Source organism: Lutibacter sp. (assembly GCF_033723435.1).
In the GTDB taxonomy this organism is placed as follows: Bacteria; Bacteroidota; Bacteroidia; order Flavobacteriales; family Flavobacteriaceae; genus Lutibacter.
In genome coordinates this window covers 318,789-343,100 of sequence record NZ_JAWVXC010000001.1, presented here as the reverse complement: position 1 = coordinate 343,100, position 24,312 = coordinate 318,789, and the positions used below count along the sequence as shown (strand labels likewise).

At 29.3% G+C, this 24,312-nt stretch carries 22 protein-coding genes; 20 read left to right on the top strand and 2 right to left on the bottom strand.

Annotated elements, in window-relative coordinates; genetic code table 11:
* Positions 1-51: 51 nt before the first annotated feature.
* From R3342_RS01525 to guaB, 4 genes are all read left to right on the top strand, one after another.
* A complete protein-coding gene (locus tag R3342_RS01525) occupies positions 52-576 on the top strand; it encodes an FMN-binding protein (RefSeq protein ID WP_318937896.1) in 525 nt (174 codons plus the stop codon).
* A complete protein-coding gene (locus R3342_RS01520; RefSeq protein WP_318937895.1) occupies positions 576-1,064 on the top strand; it encodes a hypothetical protein in 489 nt (162 codons plus the stop codon). Before R3342_RS01525 ends, R3342_RS01520 begins: the two co-directional genes overlap by 1 nt.
* Before the next feature lie 76 nt (positions 1,065-1,140).
* The gene (locus tag R3342_RS01515; protein WP_318937894.1) at positions 1,141-2,661 is read left to right on the top strand and encodes a bifunctional metallophosphatase/5'-nucleotidase; all 1,521 of its coding nucleotides are present in this window, start codon (positions 1,141-1,143) and stop codon (positions 2,659-2,661) included.
* 59 nt (positions 2,662-2,720) lie between these two features.
* A complete protein-coding gene (gene guaB, locus R3342_RS01510; protein WP_318937893.1) occupies positions 2,721-4,190 on the top strand; it encodes an IMP dehydrogenase in 1,470 nt (489 codons plus the stop codon).
* A 73-nt stretch (positions 4,191-4,263) separates the two neighbouring features.
* Here the strand turns inward: guaB and ftcD are convergent, their stop codons facing one another.
* On the bottom strand, positions 4,264-5,955 hold the full coding sequence (gene ftcD / locus R3342_RS01505) for a glutamate formimidoyltransferase (RefSeq protein WP_318937892.1): 1,692 nt from the start codon (positions 5,953-5,955) through the stop codon (positions 4,264-4,266).
* A 152-nt stretch (positions 5,956-6,107) separates the two neighbouring features.
* Here ftcD and R3342_RS01500 point away from each other — a divergent pair, with 152 nt between their 5' ends.
* The 4 genes from R3342_RS01500 (at position 6,108) to R3342_RS01485 (ending at position 11,034) form a co-directional block, all read left to right on the top strand.
* Positions 6,108-7,181, top strand: a complete 1,074-nt coding sequence (locus R3342_RS01500) for an NAD-dependent epimerase/dehydratase family protein (protein WP_318937891.1) — start codon at positions 6,108-6,110, stop codon at positions 7,179-7,181.
* A gap of 31 nt (positions 7,182-7,212) precedes the next feature.
* Positions 7,213-7,881 carry an HAD family hydrolase gene (locus R3342_RS01495; protein ID WP_318937890.1) on the top strand — a complete coding sequence of 223 codons (669 nt, stop codon included), beginning with the start codon at positions 7,213-7,215 and terminating at the stop codon, positions 7,879-7,881.
* A gap of 48 nt (positions 7,882-7,929) precedes the next feature.
* Positions 7,930-8,994, top strand: coding sequence for an NADPH dehydrogenase NamA (gene namA, locus R3342_RS01490; RefSeq protein ID WP_318937889.1), 1,065 nt, complete (start codon positions 7,930-7,932; stop codon positions 8,992-8,994).
* Positions 8,995-9,069: 75 nt separating this feature from the next.
* Positions 9,070-11,034, top strand: a complete 1,965-nt coding sequence (locus R3342_RS01485) for a M1 family metallopeptidase (protein ID WP_318937888.1) — start codon at positions 9,070-9,072, stop codon at positions 11,032-11,034.
* Positions 11,035-11,087: 53 nt separating this feature from the next.
* Here R3342_RS01485 and R3342_RS01480 read toward each other — a convergent pair whose 3' ends face one another.
* Positions 11,088-12,437 (bottom strand): peptide MFS transporter, encoded by a 1,350-nt coding sequence (locus R3342_RS01480; RefSeq protein WP_318937887.1) that lies wholly within the window; start codon positions 12,435-12,437, stop codon positions 11,088-11,090.
* Positions 12,438-12,736: 299 nt separating this feature from the next.
* On the opposite strand from R3342_RS01480, the gene R3342_RS01475 reads away from it, so the two are divergent.
* From R3342_RS01475 to R3342_RS01420, 12 genes are all read left to right on the top strand, one after another.
* The gene (locus R3342_RS01475; protein WP_318937886.1) at positions 12,737-13,603 is read left to right on the top strand and encodes an ABC transporter permease; all 867 of its coding nucleotides are present in this window, start codon (positions 12,737-12,739) and stop codon (positions 13,601-13,603) included.
* An 18-nt stretch (positions 13,604-13,621) separates the two neighbouring features.
* Positions 13,622-14,902 (top strand): ABC transporter ATP-binding protein, encoded by a 1,281-nt coding sequence (locus R3342_RS01470; protein ID WP_318937885.1) that lies wholly within the window; start codon positions 13,622-13,624, stop codon positions 14,900-14,902.
* A 5-nt stretch (positions 14,903-14,907) separates the two neighbouring features.
* Positions 14,908-15,726 carry a class I SAM-dependent methyltransferase gene (locus tag R3342_RS01465; RefSeq protein ID WP_318937884.1) on the top strand — a complete coding sequence of 273 codons (819 nt, stop codon included), beginning with the start codon at positions 14,908-14,910 and terminating at the stop codon, positions 15,724-15,726.
* A gap of 24 nt (positions 15,727-15,750) precedes the next feature.
* Positions 15,751-16,659: a glycosyltransferase family 2 protein gene (locus R3342_RS01460; protein ID WP_318937883.1), complete on the top strand. Its 909-nt coding sequence runs from the start codon at positions 15,751-15,753 to the stop codon at positions 16,657-16,659.
* Between the two features lie 12 nt (positions 16,660-16,671).
* Positions 16,672-17,625, top strand: coding sequence for a glycosyltransferase family 2 protein (locus R3342_RS01455; RefSeq protein ID WP_318937882.1), 954 nt, complete (start codon positions 16,672-16,674; stop codon positions 17,623-17,625).
* Positions 17,625-18,566 (top strand): glycosyltransferase family 2 protein, encoded by a 942-nt coding sequence (locus tag R3342_RS01450; RefSeq protein ID WP_318937881.1) that lies wholly within the window; start codon positions 17,625-17,627, stop codon positions 18,564-18,566. Before R3342_RS01455 ends, R3342_RS01450 begins: the two co-directional genes overlap by 1 nt.
* Complete coding sequence (locus R3342_RS01445; RefSeq protein WP_318937880.1) at positions 18,553-19,566, top strand: glycosyltransferase; 1,014 nt, start codon at positions 18,553-18,555, stop codon at positions 19,564-19,566. Before R3342_RS01450 ends, R3342_RS01445 begins: the two co-directional genes overlap by 14 nt.
* A gap of 9 nt (positions 19,567-19,575) precedes the next feature.
* Complete coding sequence (locus tag R3342_RS01440) at positions 19,576-20,490, top strand: glycosyltransferase (RefSeq protein WP_318937879.1); 915 nt, start codon at positions 19,576-19,578, stop codon at positions 20,488-20,490.
* Positions 20,491-20,514: 24 nt separating this feature from the next.
* Positions 20,515-21,183, top strand: coding sequence for an acylneuraminate cytidylyltransferase family protein (locus R3342_RS01435; RefSeq protein WP_318937878.1), 669 nt, complete (start codon positions 20,515-20,517; stop codon positions 21,181-21,183).
* A gap of 104 nt (positions 21,184-21,287) precedes the next feature.
* Positions 21,288-22,328 carry an N-acetylneuraminate synthase gene (gene neuB, locus R3342_RS01430; protein ID WP_318937877.1) on the top strand — a complete coding sequence of 347 codons (1,041 nt, stop codon included), beginning with the start codon at positions 21,288-21,290 and terminating at the stop codon, positions 22,326-22,328.
* A gap of 61 nt (positions 22,329-22,389) precedes the next feature.
* Entirely contained in the window at positions 22,390-23,514 is a 1,125-nt protein-coding gene (gene neuC, locus R3342_RS01425; RefSeq protein ID WP_318937876.1) for a UDP-N-acetylglucosamine 2-epimerase, read from the top strand.
* Position 23,515: 1 nt separating this feature from the next.
* On the top strand, positions 23,516-24,301 hold the full coding sequence (locus R3342_RS01420; RefSeq protein ID WP_318937875.1) for a hypothetical protein: 786 nt from the start codon (positions 23,516-23,518) through the stop codon (positions 24,299-24,301).
* Positions 24,302-24,312: the final 11 nt, after the last annotated feature.

Genomic DNA, 24,312 nt, shown 5'->3' with positions numbered 1-24,312 from the left:
TAAAGAAGCAAATTATAATAATTTGCTTCTTTTTATTTTAAAATTTAAAAGATGAAAAAAGAAATCTTATTTTTTATAGTTTTAACAGCTTTGGTGGCTTTTAAACCTATTAATAAAATAGATAAACTTATTAATAGTGAAATAAAAAAGACGTTTGTAATTGATAATTTCACTATAGAATCAATTAAAGTTAAAGAAGATTTAAATAAAGAATTACCTATAAAAATTACGGATTCAAATTTTAAAAAAATAAATATTGATAGTAAAAATTTAGGCTATTATTACCAAGGTAAAGCTTTTGGAAAAGTGGATTATTTTGACTTTTTAGTTATTTTTAATTCGAATTTGGTTATAAAAAAAGTAAAAATATTAGTTTATCGAGAAGATAGAGGAGGTGAAATAGGCAGTAAAAGATGGCTAAAACAATTTATTGGAAAAAGCGTGGATAATTCCTTAAAATATGGAAATGATATTGCTGGAATTTCGGGAGCAACTATTTCAGCTAAATCTATTACTTTTCAAATGGAAAAATTACTACAAAGCATTTCTATACTACATCGTAAAAAAATAATTTAATGCAAGTACACGGATTAATACACAAATTACCTAAGGAGATAAAAACGGTTATTGCAATTTTTATTATCGTTTTAAGTGTTGGATTTTATGGAGGAGTTAGTTTTATAAATAAAACTACATCTATGCAACCATCAGGTATTGAAACCCAATATTTAGGAAATGAAAATAATGAGAATGCTGAAATTATGAAATTCAAAAAAAGTGAGCATGAGGTTTTAACTATCATACATAATCATATTTTATCTATGTCGGTTATATTCTTTCTTTTATCTTTAATTTTATCTACTACTTCTATTAATAAACAAATCAAACATTTTTTAATGTTTGAACCATTTGTTTCTGTAGTATTAACTTTTGGAGGGATTTATTTTTTATGGAAAGGCTTTATTTGGGTTAAATATGTTATTATGTTTTCAGGAATTTTAATGACATTAAGTTACACATTAGCAGTAATTATAATCATCCAACAACTTTTTGCGAAAAAATAGTTAATTAAAAAACTAAGCTATAATCTGCTTTTATATTATTGTAATTAAAGTTAAGTTTGCCTTTTAAACTACAAAAATGAAAAAATTAGGCTACTTATTAATAAGTCTTTTGCTTTTGTCAACAACAAGCTGTACAAAACAAAACAACGAAATAAAATTTACTTTTTTACAATTAAATGACGTTTATGAAATTGCTCCATTAGAAGGAGGAAAAGTAGGAGGAATGGCAAGAGTGGAAACTTTGCATCAACAGTTATTAAAAGAAAATCCAAATACCTATATGTTTTTAGCTGGAGATTTTTTAAATCCTTCTTTGTTAGGAACACTTAAATATAAAGGAAAAAGAATTAAGGGAAAACAAATGATTGAAGTTATGAATGCTATGCATTTTGATTTAGTAGCATTTGGTAACCATGAGTTTGATTTGAATGAAAATGAACTACAAGATCGTTTAAATGAATCTAATTTTAAATGGATTGCAACTAATTTAAAGCATAAAAAAGGAGATACAATTTTACCTTTTTCAATTTTAAGAAATGGTAAAATGCAAAATATTCCAAAAACAGTAACTTTTGAGGTTAAAAATAAAGAAGGCAAAGCTATTAAAATAGGATTTTTTAGCGCAACAGTAAATGCAAATCCTAAAGATTATATTGTTTATGATGATTTTTATAAAACTGCTAAAAAAGCATATAATTCATTAAAAAACAACGCAAAGATTGTTTTTGGATTAACTCATGTTACTAAAGAAGATGATACAAAAATATTAAAAATGCTTCCTGAAGTTCCTTTAATTATGGGAGGTCATGAGCATGTAAACATGTCTATTCCTGTTGGAAAAGGAAAAGTAACTAAAGCCGATGCAAACGCAAAAACAGTTTATGTTCATAGAATAACGTATAACACTAAAACAAAAAAAGTAACCATAAACTCTACATTAGTTAACATTGATGATAAAATTAAGCCAGATGAGAAAGTGAAAAAAATTGTAGATAAATGGGGATTGTTTTTAGATGAAAAGTTGAATAAAATTTTAGATAATCCAGGAGCGGTGCTTTATCATACAAATGTTCCTTTAGATGGCAGAGATACACCAATTAGAAGCGTACAAACAAATTTAGGAGAACTCATTACAAAATCTATGGCTTATGCTTTTGATAACAAGGTAGATTGTACAATTGTTAATGGAGGATCTATTAGAATTGACGATCAGTTATCAGGAGATATTACAGGTTTTGATATTTTTAGAGTTATGCCTTTTGGAGGAGGCATTTTAAAAGTTAAATTAACTGGAAGTTTACTTAAAGAAGTATTGGAATATGGAAGAGAACATGCAGGTAAAGGAGCTTATTTACAACGCTATTTAGCAACCTATAATACAGATAATGAAACTTGGTTAGTAAATAATAAAAAAATAATAGACACTAAAATATATACCGTTGCTTTTAGCGATTATTTATTAAAGGGGTATGACATTCCGTTTTTAACTACTGAAAATAAAGGAGTTGTAAGTGTTTATACTCCTAAAAAAACAGAAACTGCAAACGATATTAGAAAAGTAATTATCCATTATTTAAAACACTTAAAAAATAAATAGGTTAAAATCAATTAAAACATGTAAATTTGCCTGCAATTAATTTTAAAGTTGATTGCATTATGATTTCCAATTCTTCAAAATTTGTAGGTGAAGGTTTAACTTACGATGATGTTTTATTAATTCCAGCCTTTTCAGAAGTACTTCCAAGAGAAGTAAATATTCAATCTAAATTTAGTAAAAATATAGATTTAAACGTTCCTATTGTTTCCGCAGCAATGGATACAGTTACTGAATCTGAAATGGCAATTGCTATGGCTCGTAGTGGTGGTATAGGAGTTTTACATAAAAACATGACCATTAAAAAACAAGCAGCAGAAGTAAAAGCTGTAAAACGTTCTGAATCAGGTATGATAATTGAACCAGTTACGATTACTAAAGACGGAACTGTTGGTGATGCAAAAAACTTAATGAAAAAATATAGCATTGGAGGAATTCCAGTGGTAAATGCTCAAACAAAGCTAATCGGAATTATTACGAATCGCGATTTAAGGTTTGAAAAAAATAATACTCGAAAAATTGAAGAAGTTATGACTTCTGAAAACTTAGTAACAGTTTCTGTTGGTACTTCTTTAAAACAAGCTGAAATCATTTTACAAGATAATAAAATTGAAAAACTACCTGTTGTAGATGAAAATTATAAACTAGTTGGATTAATAACTTATAGAGATATTATAAAAGTTCGTGAAAATCCAAATGCAAATAAAGATCAATATGGGCGTTTAAGGGTTGCAGCTGCAATTGGAGTTACAGGTGATGCACTTAAAAGAGCATCTAAATTAGTTGCTGCAGGTGTAGATGCTTTAATTATTGATACAGCTCATGGACATACAAAAGGTGTGGTTGGAGTTTTAAAAGAAATTAAAAATGAATTTCCTCAAATTGATGTAATTGTTGGTAATATTGCTACTGGTGATGCTGCAAAATATTTAGTAGAAGCAGGAGCAGATGCCGTAAAAGTAGGTATTGGACCAGGATCTATTTGTACTACTCGTGTAGTTGCAGGTGTTGGATATCCTCAATTATCAGCAATTATTGAAGTCTCTAATGCTATTAAAGGTACAGGAATACCAGTAATTGCAGATGGAGGAATAAGATACACTGGTGATATTCCAAAAGCTATTGCTGCTGGTGCAGATTCTGTTATGTTAGGTTCTTTATTAGCAGGAACAAAAGAGTCTCCAGGTGAAACTATAATTTTTGAAGGAAGAAAATTTAAATCTTATCGAGGAATGGGTTCTGTGGAAGCTATGAAAGAAGGTTCTAAAGACCGTTATTTTCAAGATGTTGAAGATGATATTAAAAAATTAGTACCAGAAGGAATTGTAGGAAGAGTTCCTTACAAAGGAGAATTATTTGAAACCATGCATCAGTTTGTTGGAGGATTACGTGCCGGAATGGGTTATTGTGGTGCTAAAGATATTCACTCGCAAAAAGAAGCTAAATTTGTTAAAATTACAGCAGCCGGAATGATGGAAAGTCATCCACACGATGTTACTATTACTAAAGAAGCTCCTAATTATTCAAGATAATTTTAAAACACTTCGACAAGCTCAGTAATACTAAATTTAGAACGTCTGAAGCTTGTAGAAGTGTTTTTATAGATTACATTTTACTATCTATATATTCCATAATTTCTTTTTCAATTAATATGGTTTTATGGTATATATCCGTAGCTTTTTTAATTATATTTTCTGCAAAATCTCTATCTTTAATATCTTTCGCATTTATACGTACATTAAAATAAGCACCAGTTACTGCAGTTTTTGCACATAAAATTCCTACTCCAGCATCGGATAATGAATTTTGTAAGCCATTATAAACCATTTCTTTCATTACTTCCATAGAATTATAAGAAGTTTCCATTACTTGAAAAGGTATTTCTGTTGCATATTTAGTTGCAGTTTCAATGGCATTTTTTCTAGCTAATTTTTCTTCCTCCGTTTTTTTTGGCATTCTAAAACCTTCAATAATTTTATTAAAAGCATTAGTATCTTCATCTACCAAAAAAAGTAATTGATTTTTATAATTTTGACCTTTTACAGCCCAATCAGAAAAGTACTCCCATTTATCGTCCCAGCCAGGTTTGTGGGCTGAAAGGTTAGCAACCATAGTTCCTAACGAAACTCCTAAAGCACCAACATATGCAGAAATAGAACCACCACCAGGAGCCATAGATTCCCCAGCGGTTTCTTCAGCAAATTCTGTAACTGTTAAATCTACTAGTTTTTTAGAATCTTCTTTTAATAGATATTCAATTATTTTTTCATTAGGATTAAAAGGCTTCAAATCATCTAATCCTAGTGATTTTATTGCTATTTTTATTTTTTCAGCTTCAGAAATACCTAAAGATCGTTCTTGTTTTTTTAAGAAATAATCCGCAGCATCTAGCATTGCTTGTAAAGGAATTAATCCAATTAATTCGGAACCTGTAACACGTAATCCTCTTTTATCAGCAGCTTTAACTGTTTCATCAAAAGCCACATGCATAGAGGTGATATTTATATTGGTTAAATTATAGGATATTTGAGCAATTCCATATTCTTCAATAAACCAGCCAATACCTTTTACTGCTTTTAGTTTTCCTGGAATACGAACAGGTTCTCCATTTTTATCTAATACTTTTTTACCTGTGGAAGAATTTCCTTCTCGTTTAATTCTACCAGCTTCACGTATGTCAAATGCAACCGCATTTGCTCTACGAGTAGAAGTAGAGTTTAAATTTACATTATAGGCAATTAAAAAGTCGCGAGCAGAAATTGCAATGGCACCAGTTTTTTTAACAGACTCGTTGAAATTTGCTGGACCAAAATCTGGTTTCCAATCTGGGTTATTTAATTTTTCTTTTAAACCTTCATATTCTCCAGATCTGCAACTAGCTAAATTTTTTCTTTTTTCTTCTGTTGCAGCATTTTCGTAAAAATATCCTGGAATTTCCAACTCTTCTCCAATACGTTTTCCTAATTGGTGTGCGTATTTAGCAGTTTCTTCCATAGTTATTCCAGCAATAGGAACTAATGGACAAACATCGGTAGCTCCAAAACGTGGATGTTCTCCAGAATGTTTACTCATATCAATTAGTTCTGCTGCCTTTTTAATTAGCCTAAAAGCTGCTTCAATTACATTTTTTGGTTCTCCAACAAAAGTAATTACGGTTCTATTGGTAGCTTTTCCAGGGTCAACATCTAACAATTTTACGCCTTCTACAGTTTCAACAACATTAGAAATTGCTTGTATTTTATGCATATCGCGTCCTTCACTAATGTTTGGAACGCATTCTATTAATTGTTTGTTCATTTGTATATATAATTTTGTGGTTCAAATTTAACACGATAATTTGATTTTTAATATTACTACCCTAAAATAATTACAAGCTTTTTTAAGGATTGTTTATTTAAATTCTATTTTTGTAATGTTGATGTACAGAAACAGAAAATTGACCTATAAAAATGACAGTAAATAAAAAGAAAGTACTTATTACGGGAATGGCAGGCTTTATTGGCCATCATTTAGCAAAATTATTAATAAAATCAAATTATGAAGTAGTTGGATTAGATAATATTAATGATTATTATGATCCTAAGTTAAAATTAGCTAGGTTAACGGATTTAGGTTTTGATATTAGTAAAATAGCATACAATAAATTATTACAAAACGATACTATTGCTTTTGTAAAATTAGATTTAACAGATTTAGAAAATATAAAGCAACTATTTAAGGAGCAGAAATTTAATTATGTGGTAAATTTAGCTGCACAAGCAGGTGTAAGGTATTCTTTAAAAAATCCACATTCGTATGTAGATAGTAATATTACGGGGTTTTTAAATATTTTAGAAAGTTGTAGAGCTTATCCAGTAGAACATTTAGTTTTTGCATCTTCAAGTTCAGTTTATGGGCTTAGTGAAGAAATTCCTTTTAAAGAAGATAATTGTACCGATCATCCATTAGCAATGTATGCTGCAAGTAAAAAAGCAAATGAAATGATGGCGCATTCCTATGCAAATTTATATAATATTCCGTGTACAGGATTACGTTTTTTTACGGTTTACGGACCTTGGGGACGACCAGATATGGCTTTACATATTTTTACAAAAGCTATGGTAGAAGATAAAGAATTTGAAGTTTTTAATAATGGTAATATGAGTAGAGATTTTACTTATGTGGGTGATATTGTTGAAAGTGTAAAACGCTTGTTGCCTCTTCCTCCAAAAGAAAATAATCCAGAGTTTAACCCAAAAAAACCGATACCTTCTAAAAGTTCCAAAGCGTACCAGCTTTTTAACATAGGTAATAATAGTCCGGTAGCTTTAATGGATTATGTGCATGCTGTTGAAAAAGCATTAGGCAAAAAGGGAAAAATTGTTTTTAAACCAATGCAACCAGGGGATGTTCAAAGCACCTATGCCAATGTGGAGAGTTTATTTAAGTATATAAATTTTAAACCAGAAACAGAACTAGAAGATGGCATTAAAGCATTTGTAGATAAATATTTGGAGTTAAATAAAGAAAATACTAATACTTAATTAAGCATAAATTTCATTTATCAGTAAGCCTATGACAAATAAAGTGGCAAATGGATTTAAAGGTGTAATATTCGATTTAGATGGTACACTTATAAATTCAGTTGAAGATATTGCGGATGCGATGAATGTTATGCTGAAACAAAATGATTTACCTACTCATAATCTGAAAACCTACGAACAGTTTCTAGGAAGTGGAATCAGGGATTTATTGAAGAAGGCAGTAGCTAAAAAAAGTAATGAAAAGGAGTTTATGGATACATGTTGGAATGAAATGATTGCTATATATACTTCAAATTGCACTAATAAAACAAAGCCATATAACGGAATTATTAATTTACTAGACACATTAGTTTCCCAAAAAATAGAAATGGCAATACTAACCAATAAAGCTGATCATCTTGCAAAAAAAATAGTAGCAGAACTGTTTCCTACTTATAATTTTGAAGCCGTTATTGGATTAACCAACGAAGAAGCAAAAAAACCGAACCCAGTTACAGCGATTCAAATTAGTAAAAAATTTAATTTGAATCCAAATGAAATAGTATTTGTAGGAGATAGCGGAATTGATATGCAAACAGCAACAAATGCAGGAATGTTTGCCGTTGGAGTTGCTTGGGGTTATAGAGATAAAAATGAATTGATTGCAAATGGCGCAAAATTTATACTAAATCATCCATCGGATTTATTTAAAATTTTGTAAATATTAGGGAATCTAAAACATAAATTAATTTTATTTAAAAGGATTAACATGATACACTTATTTTCACCATTAAAAATTAAAAATATACAGTTAAAAAACAGAATCATAGTTTCACCAATGTGTCAATATTCAAGTGAAGATGGTTTTGCAAACGATTGGCATTTGGTACATTATGGTAGCCTAGCAACAGGAGGATCTTCTGCAGTAATTATGGAAGCAGCTGCGGTTTGCCCGGAAGGAAGAATTTCTCCTAACGATTTAGGTATTTGGAAAGACGAGCACATCCCTTTTTTAAAACGAATAACCCGTTTTATGGAGCAGCAAGGCTCTGTTCCAGGTATTCAATTGGCACATGCAGGAAGAAAGGCAAGTCATTCACGTCCTTGGAAAGATGCCACAACAAAAGATCAAGACCTTAGTTGGCAATGTTTAGCACCAAGTGCTATCCCTTTTCAGGAAGGAGATACAATTCCAACAGAAATGAGTATTTCAGATATTAGCAAAACCATTCAGTATTTTCAGGATGCTGCAAAACGGAGCAAAGAAGCTGGATTTAAAATAATAGAAATACACGCAGCACATGGTTATTTAATTAACGAGTTTCTATCTCCTGTAAGCAATAAAAGAATAGATATTTATGGTGGAAGTTTTGAAAATAGAATTCGGTTTTTATTAGAAGTTATAGCAAGTATTCGAAAAGTTTGGCCAGAAGAAAATCCGTTATTTGTAAGAATTTCTGCAACAGAATGGTCCACAGAAGGATGGTCAAACGAGGATTCGATTAAATTAGCAGAAATTTTAAAAGCAAAAACTATTGATTTAATAGACTGTTCAACTGCAGGGAATATAGCAGGTGTTAAAATTCCAATTAAACCATTATACCAAGTTGAGTTTGCTGAAAATATTAAAATAGCTACGGGTATTTTAACAGGAGCAGTTGGTTTAATTACTACAGCTGACCAAGCAAACAGTATTATTACAGAAAATAGAGCAGATGTGGTATTTTTAGGACGTGAATTATTGCGTGATCCGTATTTCCCTTTACGGGCAGCATCTGAATTGGAATTAGAAATTACTTGGCCTGTGCAATATGAAAGAGCCAAGAAAAATTAAAATTAAAATTGAAATCTGAATTTTAATTTTAGATTTGTAGTAGAGCATTAAAGAAATCCATTTAAACAATCATAGATGAAAAAAATAAACTTCCTTTTAATTGTATCCTTTTTTTTGATAAATACTTTCCCACTTTTTTCTCAACAAACAAATTCACAAAAAGCATTTGCTTCCTTGTTTTACAATACGCAAGTTAACCAATATCGAAGTGCTGATGGAACACCTGGTGAATCTTATTGGCAAAATCAAGCAAATTATAAGGTTCAAGTAGCTTTAGATACTACTACAAATATTATTTCTGGAAAAGTAGAGATTGATTATCATAATAATAGTCCAGTTGCGCTGCCTTTTGTATGGTTGCAATTAGATCAAAACATAGCTAAACCTGATTCTAGAGCTGCGGCGTCATCGTATTCTGAATCGTTGTTAAAAACTAGTCAAAAAGGATTTCATATTAAAAATGTTAAAATATTCGTTGAAAATAAATGGGTAAATGCTGACTACCTTATTAATGATACACGCATGCAAATACGATTGAATAGTGATTTGACAGCTAAAAAAGGGCAACTAAAAATAGCAATTAACTACGATTATATTTTAGGCGAAAATGATGGTAGAGCTGCTATTTTATCAACCAAAAATGGAAAAATTTATGAGGTCTCTTATTTTTATCCTCGAATGTGTGTATTTGATGATATTCGAGGTTGGGACACAAAACCTTTTTTAGGAGCAGGAGAATTTTACTTAGATTATGGTACAATTGATTACAGTGTTACTTTACCAAAAGGAATGTTAGTAATGGGATCTGGGTCTTTATTAAATCCGAAAGAAACGTTAAATAAACAAGACCTTGCAAGACTAGAAATTGCAAAAAAATCGGATAAAACAGTTGTAATAAGAACACCTAAAGAAGTAGAAAAATCGGTTAAAAAAACAAAAACAAAAAACTCAGAACAGGTTACTTGGCATTTTAAAATGGAAAATACCCGAGATGTTGCTTGGGCTGCTTCTACAGCCTTTGTATGGGATGCTGCCAAAATAAATTTGCCGAAAGGTAAAACGGCGTTAGCTATGAGTGTATATCCAGTTGAAAGTGTAGGCGATACTGCTTGGAGCAGGGCTACGGAATATTTAAAACAGTCGGTGGAATCCTTTTCAGATAAATGGTTTGTGTATCCGTATCCGGTTGCTATTAACGTAGGTGGAAGAGTAGGTGGAATGGAATTTCCAGGTATTACGTTTGATTATTGGAAAGTAACTTCAAAACATTTATATAGTATAATAGCACACGAAATTGGACATAATTGGTTTCCAATGATTGTGGGAAGTAATGAACGTAGATATGCTTGGATGGATGAAGGTTTTAATACTTTTGTGGATATTTATGCGCAAGCCGAATTTAACCATGGAGAATATGCTCCAAAACGAGATGGAGAATATGCTCCAAAAGGTGGTAATCCTGCAGATGAAATTGTTGCTATAATGACCAAACCTGAAATTCCCGTAATTATGACAGCCGCTGATAATTTTAAAAGGGAAGATACTCATCCGGTTTCTTATTTTAAAACAGCATTTGGATTGGTTTTGCTACGTGAAGTAATAGTAGATCCCCAGCGTTTTGATTATGCTTTTAAAAATTATGTAAAACATTGGGCATATAAACACCCTACGCCTTACGACTTTTTTAGAGCTATGGAAAATGGTACTGGTGAAGATTTAGCGTGGTTCTGGCGAGGTTGGTTTTTTAATAACTGGAACCTTGATCAGGCAGTTACGGATGTTCAGTATATAAACAATGATCCAAAACAAGGTGCTTTAATACAACTGGAAAACAGAAATAAATTAGTACTACCAGTTTTAATGCGTATTACGGAAAGCAATGGAAAAATTAAAAATATAAAATTGCCTGTAGAAATTTGGGAGCGTGATTCACATTTTACCTTAAAATTAGATAGTAACAGCAAAATTAAAACAGTTGAATTAGACCCTGAACATAAATTACCTGACGTAGATAGAAGTAATAATAGTTGGAATAATTAAACCGTTTAAATAATTTTAAATTAAAAAATGTAATTCATATAGGTTTGCTAAAATTAGCTAATTTCCACTATTGGATTTGTGTTTGAATCAACATCTGCACCATGGGTAAGTTTTTTTAACTTTTTAACAAAAAGCACTAAAACAAGACCAAAAGCAACGCAAAAAATAAATACGCTTATAAAAATGGTTTTCTCACTTGTGTTTTGGGCAGCTTCACCCAACATCCCAGCTAATTTATTCCCCAGGCCTGTAACCATAAAATATATCCCCATCATTAGGGAAGCATATTTAACAGGAGCTAATTTAGTAATAAAAGATAAGGCAACTGGAGAAATACTCAACTCCCCAATAACATGTAATAAATATACTGCAAAAAGCCAATAAACAGAAGCTTTTCCATCGAAAGAAATAGAAGCATTTGAGGCAGCTTTTGCCAATAATAAAAATCCGAAGCCCATGATTATGGTACCAATTCCCATTTTAAATAGTGAAGAGGATTCTTTACCCATTTTGCGCCATTGAGTCCATAAATAAGCAATAGGCATTCCAAATAAAATCACATAAAAAGCAGGAAGTGCTTGAAAGTAGCTAGCTGGAATCACAAACCCCATTATTGATCTGTCAATTTTATCTCGAGCAAACAAATTCATGAGTCCACCAGCCTGTTCATAAGCTCCCCAAAAAACAATAACAATAATAAATGATAAAATAAGTACTAGCATCCTATCTTTTTCAATAGAGGTTAATTTTACTTTTTTTCGAATGCCATTTTCTTTTATCACAGGCACAAAATTTCCAACTGTTTTTAAATATTTTTGTCCAAACATATACACAATTTGACCAATTGCCATTCCAATTCCTGCTAATCCAAATCCATAATGCCAATTGATTTCTTCTCCAACATAACCCACAATTAATGGAGCAGTAAATGCACCTATATTAATTCCAATATAAAAAATAGTAAAAGCGGTGTCTCTTTTTACATCACCACTTTTATACAGGCCTCCAACCATTGTTGATATGTTTGGCTTTAAACCTCCAACACCCAAAATAATTAAAACAATGCCTGTGTAAAAAGCCCATAAAGTGTCAAAAGCTAAAATAAAATGCCCTATACATAATAGAAATCCACCCAATAACACGGTTTTTTTCTGACCTAAAAATCTGTCTGCTAATAATCCACCTGGAACCGACATCACATATACCATCATAGTATACCATCCGTACAATTCTAATGCCGATACATTATTCCAACCCATTCCCGGGTTTAATGCAGTGGTTTTTGCTGTCACATATAATACCAAAATAGCACGCATTCCGTAATAAGAAAAGCGTTCCCATAATTCTGTAAAAAATAATATGTATAATCCTTTTGGGTGACCCCACAATGTTTGGTTGGGCATAGTAAACTTGTTTTTCGACGGCCAAATATAGTATTTATAAAGTAAAAAGTGAAGAAGATGAAAATGGACTGATCATGAAACTTTTAGTTCGAGTAGCAAAATTTACATCCTTGCAGGTTTGTAAGTAAGAATAGGTTGGTAGTTAATGGCATGAGTAAATAATAAAGATTGCTCCACTTTATTGGAGTTGATTAATAAAATTGTATGGCAGTATATTTTTAAAATAAATAGCAATAGAGTATATTTACCAAAACCATAATTTTATATAATAATTAATAAAGTCTTTTTAACCCTAATTGATGGCAAAGCATTCTAAACAAGATGATTGGTTGTTTGAAATAACCCCAAAAAATAAATTACTGAGTTTAAACTTAAAAGAAGTTTGGCAATATCGTGATTTATTAATGCTTTTTGTAAAACGTGATGTGGTTACGTTATACAAACAAACAATTTTAGGCCCGCTTTGGTATCTAATACAGCCTTTATTTACGTCTATAATTTTTACGATAATTTTTAACAAAGTTGCAGGTATAGAAACAGGTAATATTCCACCTTTTTTATTCAATTTAGCCGGAGTTACCTCATGGAATTACTTCAAAGAATGTTTAACAGCTACTTCAGACACTTTTAAAAAAAATGCAAATCTTTTTGGAAAAGTGTATTTTCCAAGAATTATTATGCCAATGTCTATTGTTATTTCTAATTTATTAAAATTTGGAATTCAATTAGCTGTTTTTATAGGTTTTTATGTCTTTTATGTAGCTAAAGGAATGACAATTTACCCAAGCAATTTAGTATTATTATATCCAGTTTTAATCCTTATAATGGCAATGCTAGGTTTGGGATTAGGTATGATTATTTCGTCTATGGTAACCAAATATAGAGACTTAACTTTTTTAGTTGGTTTTGGGGTGCAATTATTAATGTATGTTTCTGCAGTAATGTACCCAATTTCCTTAATAAAAGAAAAGTTAGCAGGATACTCATGGATTGTGGAATATAACCCAATGGCACATATTATAGAAACCTCAAGGGTAATGCTTTTAAATGATGGAAAAATAGATGCCAACGGAATAATTTATGCTACTGTAATAACTATAATTATATTTTTTGTAGGTTTAATTATTTTTAATAGAACCGAAAAAAGTTTTATTGATACGGTTTAGGGGAAAGTTAAAAGGAATATGAGTAATACCATTTTAAAAATAGAAAACTTATCTAAACAATACCGTTTAGGAACCATTGGTACGGGTACTATTAGTCACGATTTAAATCGCTGGTGGTATAAAGTACGAGGAAAAGAGGACCCATTTTTAAAAATAGGCGATGTAAATGATCGAGCAACAAAAGGAACTTCTGATTATGTATGGGCTTTAAAAGATATTAATTTTGAAGTACAACAGGGAGAAGTACTAGGTATTATAGGAAAAAACGGTGCGGGAAAATCTACCTTGTTGAAAATATTATCTAAAGTAACTAGCCCAACTACAGGAAGTATAAAATCTAGAGGAAGGATAGCCTCCTTATTAGAAGTAGGTACAGGTTTTCATCCAGAGCTTACAGGCAGAGAAAATATTTTTTTAAATGGTGCTATTTTAGGGATGACTAAAAAAGAAATTAACAGTAAATTAGAAGAGATTATTTCTTTTGCAGGGGTTGAACGTTATATTGATACACCTGTAAAACGCTATAGTAGTGGAATGACGGTGCGTTTGGCATTTTCTGTTGCCGCACATTTAGAACCAGATATTTTAGTGGTAGATGAAGTGTTGGCAGTAGGCGATGTGGAGTTCCAAAAAAAAGCTATAGGTAAAATGCAGGATATTAGCAAGGGGGAAGGGCGTACGGTGTTGTTTGTGAGTCATAATATGGCTGCTGTACAGAATTTATGCACTAGAGGAATTGTGTTAGAAAATGGGCGTGTTGTTTTTAAAGGTATTATAGATGATGCGGTTGACATGTATTTAAATAAATCTACGAATAATGCATCTAGAAAATGGCCTGTTTCTCAAGCCCCAAAGTCTGACTTTGTTAGGCTGTTAGGAGTGAAAGTTTACAATAAAAATAATGTTGTTGCAATTAATCATTCAATAGCAGATAAAATTAAAATTGAATTCACGTATGAAATTTTGAAAGAAAATCAGTTATTTACGCATGGTTTTAATTTGTTTAATAATCAAAATTTGCACGTGTTAAGTTCACATGATAAAAATTCAATGACACTAAGAAAGTCCTTACCATTAGGGATTTATTCAAAGACAATAACAATTCCTGAAAATTTTTTAGCTGATGGATATTATTTTTGCAGCTTTGCAATTATGCGTTATAATCCGTTTCATGTTGAATTACATGTAATGGATATAGTAGGGTTTAATGTTATTGATGAAATAGGTGAAAATACAGCTAGAGGTAGTTATTCTGGAAGATTTCCTGGAATAATAAGACCACTATTAAATTGGGATTAATAGATATGAAAAAATGGACAGGAGAGAGGTTAGAAACATTTGTTTATTCAAGAGATACAATTGATCATTTACATAGATATGTTATTGCTTTAAATTTTGTTAGAAATAAGATTGTTTTAGATATAGCTTCTGGAGAAGGTTATGGAACTAATCTTTTAGCGAAAAAAGCAAAATTTGCATATGGAGTTGATATAAGCGAAGTATCAATAAATAAGGCTAAATTAAAATATAGTCAACAAAATCTGCAATTTCTGGTAGGAAGTACAAGTAGAATTCCTATTGATAGTTCAAGTGTTGATGTAGTTATTAGTTTTGAAACAATAGAACATCATGAGCAACATAAGGAAATGATGCTTGAAATAAAAAGAGTTTTAAGGCCAAACGGAATTTTAATTATTTCAACTCCAGATAAATTATATTATTCTGACAGAAGAAATTTTGAAAATAATTTTCATGTTAAAGAATTATATAAAAGAGAATTTGTAGAGTTGTTATTTAAATATTTTAAGAACCTGCAATTGCTTACCCAACAATTTGTTAATGGGAATTCAATAATTTTAGATGATAAAAATAAAAATAGAATATCATTGTATACAGGAGAATATTTAAAAATAGAACAGAAAGAATTTGAGCCTTTGTATATGATTGCAATTGTATCGGATGATGTATTTAAAAATCAAAATGATTCAATTTTTGATGGAAATGAAATAACAAATAAAGGTTTAGAGATGCAAAATAGTATTATATATAATTCAAAATCATATAAATTAGGGCATTTTATATTAAAACCGTTTAAGTATTTAAAAAAAAAATTGAATAGATGAATTTAATTAATTACATAAATATTAATGCTAGCAATAGTAATTCCATATTATAAAATCACTTTTTTTGAAGAAACTTTGAAATCTTTAGCAAGTCAGACAGATAAAAGCTTTAAGGTTTATATTGGAGATGATGCTAGTCCAGAAAATCCTTTAAACGTACTAAAAAAATATCAAGATCAATTTAATTATACTTATCATAGATATAATGAGAATTTAGGAGGAACTTCATTAGTTAAACAATGGGAAAGATGTATTGCAATGGTTGAAGATGAGGAATGGGTACAAATTTTAGGAGATGATGATGTGTTAGATAAACACAATGTAAAATCATTTTACGAAAACTTACCTGAAATTAAGAAAAAAAATATATCAGTTGTTAGGTATTCAACTTGTAAAATAAATGAACTAGGAGATTTAATTTCAGATATTTATACCCATCCAAAGATAGAAAATGCAGTAGATTTTTTATTTAGAAATAAACGAAATTCTTTAAGTGAATATATATTTGGAAGAAAAAAGATTACTAGTATTGGATTTAAAGAATTTCCACTAGCATGGTGCTCAGATATTTTAGCAGTATTAGAATTTTCAGACTTTAAAGGTATATATACTATAAATGAAGGTCTTGTATATATTAGAATTACAAATATTAGTATTTCAGGAAGTTTAGATAATATTAAATTAAAGAATTTAGCTTCAGAGGAGTTTTCTAAATATATCATTTTTAATAAATTTTATTTATTTGATAAAATTCAACGTCTTAGACTATTAATAGGTTATGAAGTAGCTATTAAAAGAAATAGAAAATTTAAAATAAAGGATTGGTTTGTTTTAACTAAATTATATTTAAAAAATTTTAACATTTATTATTTCCTTAAATTTTTAAGACGAAGTGTGATTTATACGTTTATTGAAGGTAGTTCTTCAAAATAAGAGTAATTCTTTATGAAATTCAATATTACAGTAATAATTCCAGTATTTAATGCCGAAGAGTTTATAGAAAAAGCTCTCAATTCGGTTTTAATACAATCTGAGGTAAATGAAATTATTATTGTAGATGATGGTAGCACAGATACTTCATTTCAAATTTGTAATAGGTTAGCTAAGGATAATGTAATAATTAAAATTTTTCAACATCCAGATAAAAAGAACTATGGGCGTTCAGCAAGTAGAAACTTAGGGATTAAAAATGCAAGTAGTAAGTATATTGCTTTTTTAGATGCAGACGATTATTATTTACCTAATAGATTTACTAAAGATATTGAAATTTTAGAAGCACACCCTAATATTGATGGCGTTTATAATGCAATAAGCGCCCATTTTTATAGAGATTCTACCATTATTGAAAAGGAAAAACTGAAATTAACAACTATTAGGGATAGAATTGCACCAGAAAACTTATTCGAAAATATGGGACCTATTGGACATATGGGATATTTTTCTGGCATAGGGTTAACAGTTAGGAAAACTATTTTTAATAAAGTGGGTTATTTTAATAATATACTTGAAGTTGCAGAAGACACGGAATTATGGATAAAAATGTCATTAAAAGCGAATTTACAATCAGGAATTATTGATAAACCTGTGGCTATGCGTGGTGTACATAAACAAAATACTTCATTTAATAATGATAGTTTATATGCTGTAAATAATTTAAAAATGTATGAATCTTTATTAAATTGGTGCTATAAAGAACATATTAGAATTTCAAAAATTGATTTAATATGGAAAAAGGTTTGGATTAATAGAGGTTTAAATAATACTAAATTAGTTGATGATTTGTTATTTTGGTTTAATGCAATAATTAAAAATCTAAAATTATTAAAATTAAAAAGAGTATATAAAACATTCCCAATCTTAACAAGAATTAAGCGTATTTTTACATTTAAATTAGTTTAATGAACTCACAATTGGTTTCCATAATAATTCCAGTATTTAATAGAGAACTATTAATAGCTGAAACGTTAGATTCTATTTTACAGCAAAGTTATAGTAATTGGGAATGTATTATAGTTGATGATGGCTCAACAGATGCTACTGAGAAAATAATATTAAAATATTGTAAAAAGGATAGTAGGTTTAAATATTATAATAGGCCAACAGACAGATTAAAAGGTGCTAATGCTTGTAGAAATTATGGTTTTGAATTAAGTCAAGGAGATTATATTCAGTGGTTTGATAGTGATGATTTAATGCATAAAGATAAATTGAAAAAAGAAGTAGATCTTTTGAAACATTCATCTGCAAACTTTGTTGTTTGTGAAGGCGTAGAATACGAAGGCAATACTCAAAATGTAATCCAATATTGGAATAATATATGTTCAGAAAACCCACTGATAGACCATATCATGGGAAAGGTGAACTTTCATACTAATGGGCCTTTGTTTAGAAGAGAGTTTTTAAATAGTAAAAAGCTGTTTAATGTAACACTTCAAAGGAAACAAGAATGGGAATTTTATTCAAGGTTACTTAGTTTTTCGACAAATTATATATGTCTGAATGAGGTGCTATACTATTTTAGATCTCATGAAAATAGTATAAATGGCAATAATGAAATTAGTACATTATATTCTAGGATAAAAGCAACTAATTTAATTTTTGAAAATGTAAAGAATCGATTAGATAAAAATAGTTTAGCTATATTGCGTGAGCACTTTTTACATAAATCTATCTTTCATTTTAAATTGGCAAAAGAATCTAAAAAAATTAATTTGATATATTTTAGTGTTAAAAGTACTTTTATGTTATTCAATTTTGACTTTTTTGTTAAAGCCATAAAAAAAATAATTTATAAGCCTAAAATTTTAAATAATATTTTTAGTAAAAATGAGAATAGGTAATAATCCTTATAAAGATAAAAAACTTGAAAGCACAAATTATACACATCATGTGATAATACCTGTTTTTATACCTAATGAAGAAGCTTATTTTAAAGATGCATTTCAAATTTTTAAGTACTGTTTAGAGTCTTTATTTAAAACATGTCATAGTAAAACATACTTTACAGTTGTTAATAATGGAAGTTATATTAAAATTGTAAATTATTTAAATGAATTATATGGTCTTCAAAAAATCCATGAAGTTATTCATACTGAAAATATAGGTAAACTAAATGCTATTTTAAAAGGGGTTGTAGGTAATACTATTAATTTAGTAACTATTACAGATGCAGACGTACTTTTTGAACAAAATTGGCAACAAGAAACCGCAAAAGTATTTAATATATTTCCAAAAACTGGAGTAGTAGGGTTAATTCCACAATTTAAATTATTTGAAAGTAACTGTAGTAATGTATTGTTTGATACTTTTTTCTCAAAAAATGTACGATTTACAGAAGTGTTTAATAAAAATGAATTAAAACAATTTTATAAAAGTATAGGGTGGGACAAAAACTATAACTCTAGTTATTTGGAAAAGCACTTAACTATTAAAAATGGAAAAAATTCAGCAATAATTGGATCGGGTCATGTAGTTGCAACATATAAAAGAGAGTTGTTTGAAACTATTACAACTTACATCAACGCTAAAATGGGGGCCAATTCAGAAGCATATTTAGATAGATTACCTTTAAAAAAAGGACTTTGGAGGTTAACTATAAATGGTAATTTTGCTTTTCACATGGGGAATGTAAAGGAATCTTGGATGGAAGATAAGTTGCATATTATTAATAATTTAGATGATGTTTGTAGCTTAATAAATTTAAAGAATAGTAAAAAGATATCTAATTTTCATTTTTTTATTAAAAATAGGCTTTTTCCAAGGTTATTTTCAAATAAAAATTTTAGAAAACTATACTATAGGTATAAAAAGTTACCTAAAAAAATGATTTCTAATTATTAGAGGTGAGATATGAAGGAAACTCTAAAATTTTCAATACTTATTACTACTAAAAATAGGCTTGAAGAATTAAAATATACACTTCAAGAAATAGAATATTTACTTAATAGAAAAGATGTAGAATGTATTATTTGTGATGATGGTTCTACGGATGGTACTTCAAGTTTTATTATAAACATGTATCCTACAATTAAATTAATTAGTAATAAAAAAAGTAAAGGATTAATTTATAGTAGAAATAGATTACTTAATTTAACCTCGGCTAATTTTGCTATTTCTTTAGATGACGATGCACATTTTATCACAAATAATCCTTTAGAGATTATTGAAAATTATTTTAAAAATAACCAACAATGTGGTGTTTTAGCATTTCGAATTTATTGGGGGAAAATTTCACCAAAAGTAATCGATACAACCGAACAATCAATTAGAGTTAAAGGATTTGTTGGTTGTGGTCATGTTTGGAATATGAAAGCTTGGAATGAAATCCCAAATTATCCTGATTGGTTTGTTTTTTATGGAGAAGAAGATTTTGCTGCTTTTCAACTATTTAAAAAGGGATGGCAAATATATTATGTGCCTGAAATAGTAGTACATCATCGAGTTAGTTTACAGGCAAGAAAAAATAAAAAAGACTATCAAGTGCGTTTAAGACGTTCATTACGTTCGGGATGGTACTTATATTTTTTATTTTATCCTTTTAAATTAATTCCTAAAAAAATGATATATACTTTATGGATGCAAATAAAATTAAAGGTTTTTAAAGGAGATTTTAAAGCTTTAATTGCAATTATTCAAGCATTATTTGATGTTGCATATAATACATTTAAATTGAGCAAAAATTCTAATAGGTTAACTTCAGTTGAGTTTAAAGAGTATAGCAAACTTCCTAATACAAAATTGTATTGGAATCCTAAAAATCAATAAAATAGTCCGTATTTTTACAATAGAATGAAAAAACTTAAAACCATTGCAATCATACCAGCTCGTGGCGGTTCAAAAAGATTACCAAATAAAAACCTGTTACCATTAAATGGTATTCCACTTATAGTACACAGCATAAATTATGCAAAAGAAAATAATATAGATAAGATAGTAGTATCAACAGAAGACAGAACTATTAAAGATATTGCTTTAAAAAATAATGTAGAAGTTTTGGATAGACCAAAGCATTTAGCAGAAGATAATGCTACAACCGTTTCAGTTATGAAACATGTATTAGAGCATAATAAAGAAATTTTTGATACAGTAATATTATTGCAACCAACCAATCCTTTACGTCCTGTTAATTTATTAAAAGAAGCATTACAAAAATTTAAAGAAGGCAATTACGATAGTTTAATGACGGTAACAAGGAATCATCAAAAATTTGGAAAAATAGTGCATGACCGATTTGAGCCTTACAACTATAATATAGGACAACGCAGCCAGAATTTAGAACCATTATATTATGAAAATGGCTTATTATATATTACAAAAGCATCCTTAGTTTTAGAAAATAAAATTTTAGGAGAAAATAATCATCCTTTTATTGTAAATCATCCTTTTGCTAGTGTTGATATTGATACTAAAGAGGATTTTGAATATGCAGCGTATTTAATGAAACGTCACTTTGAGTAATTTTGAAAAAATCGTATCGAGAAGTGCTTTAAAATAGTTATCTATACGCTTCTCACTCGAACTGAAGATAAATTAAAGCGTTTAAAAAAATAAAGATAAAGAAAATGAATCCACATATAGAAATATCAGGAAGAAAAATAGGTTTAGATTTTCCTCCATTAGTAATTGCTGAAATAGGGATTAATCATGAGGGTTATTTAAAAACTGCTTTTGAAATGGTAGATGCTGCTAAACGAGCAGGTGTTGAGATGGTTAAACATCAAACACATATTGTAGAAGACGAAATGAGTAGTGCAGCAAAAAAGGTTATTCCAGGCAATGCAAAAGTATCTATTTATGAAATTATGAAACGTTGTTCTTTAAATGAAGAAGATGAACTAAAATTAAAAGAATACGTGGAAAAAAAAGGAATGCTATTTATTTCTACTCCTTTTTCAAGAGCAGCTGCAGATAGATTAGAACGCATGCAAGTAAAAGCTTATAAAATAGGCTCTGGAGAATGTAATAATTATCCATTATTAGAACATATAGCAACATTTGGTAAACCGGTAATTTTAAGTACTGGAATGAACACCATAGAAAGCGTAAAAAAAGCAGTCAAAATTTTTAATGAACATAAAATTTCGGTTGCTTTATTACATACAACTAATTTGTATCCTACACCAGTTCATTTAGTACGTTATGGTGCAATGGTAGAAATGCATAAAGCATTTCCAGATAAGGTATTTGGTTTGTCGGATCATACGCTTAATAATAATGCTTGTTTAGGAGCGGTAGCCTTGGGAGCAAGTATTTTAGAGCGTCATTTTACAGATACTATGGAGCGTTCGGGACCAGATATTGTTTGTAGTATGGATGAGCAAGCATGTTCGGAATTGATTAAAGGGTCTAAGGAAATATGGCAGATGAGAGGAGGAACTAAAGCACCTTCTAAAGAGGAACGAGTGACTATTGATTTTGCTTTTGCAACAGTTTGCAGTATTGCAAATGTTAAAAAAGGAGAAAAATTTACTAAAAAAAATATTTGGGTAAAACGTCCTGGTACAGGAGAAATTAAGGCAGAACATTTTAATTCTATTTTAGGAAAAAAAGCAAAAAGGGATATTTTATATGATGAACAATTGTGTTGGGAAGATGTGAAATAGTTCACCACTTCTAGTAAAAAAAGGTTGTCGATATAATTTTAACAAGAATTAGGAAAAGTAAATGAAAAAAATAGTTTTTTTAACAGGTACTAGAGCAGATTTTGGTAAAATAAAATCCTTGTTACAAATTCTTCAAAACCATACTGCGTTTGAAGCCAATGTTTTTGTAACAGGAATGCATTTACAACGGCAATATGGTTATACTTTAATAGAAATAGAAAAAGCAGGGTTTAAAAATATTTCTACTTTTGAAAACTTTACGAACGAAACTACTATGGATTTAACCTTAGCTAAGACTATTGAAGGTTTTTCCGCATATGTTAAAAAAGTAAAACCGGATTTAATTGTAGTTCATGGTGATAGGGTTGAAGCTTTAGCGGGAGCCATTGTTGGAAGTTTAAATAATATTTTAGTTGCACACATAGAAGGAGGCGAAATTTCAGGTACGATTGATGAATTGATACGCCATTCCATTAGCAAACTGAGTCATATTCATTTTGTATCTAATAAAGAAGCAGAAAATAGGTTGCTTCAAATGGGAGAAATTTCCAATTCAATTTTTGAGATAGGATCACCAGATATAGATATTATGTTTTCTAGTAATTTACCGGTTATTGCTGAAGTAAAAGATTATTATGATATTACTTTTAAAAGTTATGCAATTGCTATGTTTCATCCAGTAACTACGGAATTTGAACATCTTGAAACATATGCTGAAAATTTTGTTTCGGCACTTATAGAGAGTAATAAAAATTATGTGGTTATTTATCCAAATAACGATTTAGGTTCTTCAAAAATACTGGATGCATATCAAAAATTAAATACGCACAAAAACTTCAGAATTTTACCATCTTTACGATTTGAATATTTTTTAACCTTATTAAAAAATGCGAATTTCATAATTGGAAATTCAAGTGCAGGAGTTAGAGAAGCACCATATTATGGAGTACCGACCATAAATATTGGTACTAGACAGCAAAACAGAGTTTTGAGTAAAACTATTTTGAATGGTAATTATTCAAAAACTGAAATTCTAGAACAAATTAAATTTGTGGAATTAATTCCTAATATGGAGGTTAAAAGTAATTTTGGAGGAGGAAATTCTGCTCAAAAATTTATAAAAATTTTAAGTGATAAAACACTTTGGGAAATAAGTCATCAAAAACAATTTAAGGATTTAAATTAGAATGATTGATAAAACTAAAATAGCTATATTAACTACTGTTGCTAATTTTGAATTATATAAAAAGACTTCACAGTTTTTCCCGAAAGACATAAAAAGGTATGTAATAGATGGTAGAAAAGGTATGTACGGTATTCACAGTATTAAATACATGATGAAAAAACTAAAAGGAAAGGGAATTGAGTGGCTTGTTATGGCAGATGAGGATGTTGTTTTTACCAAAAGTGATAAGATTTTTACTCTTATTAATGAGATGAAGAAAGAGAACATCACTGTTTGTGGTGTACGTGATGGAGGAGTAATACCTCATAGAAAGCAAAATCCATGGACTATTAATACTTTTTTTTCTATTTTAAGTTATAAAGAAATAGAAGCTATTTGGAATGAAAAAGAGGTTTTAAAAAATCAGTATGTTTTAGAAAATGAATTTGATGATAATTTATCTAATTTAATAAATGAATTTGATATTAAAAGTATATATGAACCTTATTATTGTTTTTATTTTTGGTTAAGAAGAAGTGGGAAAAAAATACTTTTTCTTGACGCTAAAATATGTAATGATGAAATTTCAAACTCTGTTTTATTTAAAGATGAAATATTTTTATACCATACTTGGTATGCAAGAAGTTATGGTGTAAATGAAATGCATACAAAAAGGATAGATAGCGTTATTAATCTAATTAAAACTAACGGTAAAAACGAAAATTTTACAATTTTTATAGATAATTTTTTTGTGGTTAAGAAAAAGTTTAAGGCATTGAAAAATAGAGTTTTTAAAAAAATAAATTAGAGTAAATTTTA

What these genes read in the sequence shown, in the direction of transcription:
- R3342_RS01525 (WP_318937896.1), top strand. Translation starts at nt 52, where the DNA reads ATGAAAAAAGAAATCTTATTTTTTATAGTTTTAACAGCTTTGGTGGCT.
- R3342_RS01520 (WP_318937895.1), top strand. Translation starts at nt 576, where the DNA reads ATGCAAGTACACGGATTAATACACAAATTACCTAAGGAGATAAAAACG.
- R3342_RS01515 (WP_318937894.1), top strand. Translation starts at nt 1,141, where the DNA reads ATGAAAAAATTAGGCTACTTATTAATAAGTCTTTTGCTTTTGTCAACA.
- guaB (WP_318937893.1), top strand. Translation starts at nt 2,721, where the DNA reads ATGATTTCCAATTCTTCAAAATTTGTAGGTGAAGGTTTAACTTACGAT.
- ftcD (WP_318937892.1), bottom strand. Translation starts at nt 5,955, where the DNA reads ATGAACAAACAATTAATAGAATGCGTTCCAAACATTAGTGAAGGACGC.
- R3342_RS01500 (WP_318937891.1), top strand. Translation starts at nt 6,108, where the DNA reads ATGACAGTAAATAAAAAGAAAGTACTTATTACGGGAATGGCAGGCTTT.
- R3342_RS01495 (WP_318937890.1), top strand. Translation starts at nt 7,213, where the DNA reads ATGACAAATAAAGTGGCAAATGGATTTAAAGGTGTAATATTCGATTTA.
- namA (WP_318937889.1), top strand. Translation starts at nt 7,930, where the DNA reads ATGATACACTTATTTTCACCATTAAAAATTAAAAATATACAGTTAAAA.
- R3342_RS01485 (WP_318937888.1), top strand. Translation starts at nt 9,070, where the DNA reads ATGAAAAAAATAAACTTCCTTTTAATTGTATCCTTTTTTTTGATAAAT.
- R3342_RS01480 (WP_318937887.1), bottom strand. Translation starts at nt 12,437, where the DNA reads ATGCCCAACCAAACATTGTGGGGTCACCCAAAAGGATTATACATATTA.
- R3342_RS01475 (WP_318937886.1), top strand. Translation starts at nt 12,737, where the DNA reads ATGGCAAAGCATTCTAAACAAGATGATTGGTTGTTTGAAATAACCCCA.
- R3342_RS01470 (WP_318937885.1), top strand. Translation starts at nt 13,622, where the DNA reads ATGAGTAATACCATTTTAAAAATAGAAAACTTATCTAAACAATACCGT.
- R3342_RS01465 (WP_318937884.1), top strand. Translation starts at nt 14,908, where the DNA reads ATGAAAAAATGGACAGGAGAGAGGTTAGAAACATTTGTTTATTCAAGA.
- R3342_RS01460 (WP_318937883.1), top strand. Translation starts at nt 15,751, where the DNA reads ATGCTAGCAATAGTAATTCCATATTATAAAATCACTTTTTTTGAAGAA.
- R3342_RS01455 (WP_318937882.1), top strand. Translation starts at nt 16,672, where the DNA reads ATGAAATTCAATATTACAGTAATAATTCCAGTATTTAATGCCGAAGAG.
- R3342_RS01450 (WP_318937881.1), top strand. Translation starts at nt 17,625, where the DNA reads ATGAACTCACAATTGGTTTCCATAATAATTCCAGTATTTAATAGAGAA.
- R3342_RS01445 (WP_318937880.1), top strand. Translation starts at nt 18,553, where the DNA reads ATGAGAATAGGTAATAATCCTTATAAAGATAAAAAACTTGAAAGCACA.
- R3342_RS01440 (WP_318937879.1), top strand. Translation starts at nt 19,576, where the DNA reads ATGAAGGAAACTCTAAAATTTTCAATACTTATTACTACTAAAAATAGG.
- R3342_RS01435 (WP_318937878.1), top strand. Translation starts at nt 20,515, where the DNA reads ATGAAAAAACTTAAAACCATTGCAATCATACCAGCTCGTGGCGGTTCA.
- neuB (WP_318937877.1), top strand. Translation starts at nt 21,288, where the DNA reads ATGAATCCACATATAGAAATATCAGGAAGAAAAATAGGTTTAGATTTT.
- neuC (WP_318937876.1), top strand. Translation starts at nt 22,390, where the DNA reads ATGAAAAAAATAGTTTTTTTAACAGGTACTAGAGCAGATTTTGGTAAA.
- R3342_RS01420 (WP_318937875.1), top strand. Translation starts at nt 23,516, where the DNA reads ATGATTGATAAAACTAAAATAGCTATATTAACTACTGTTGCTAATTTT.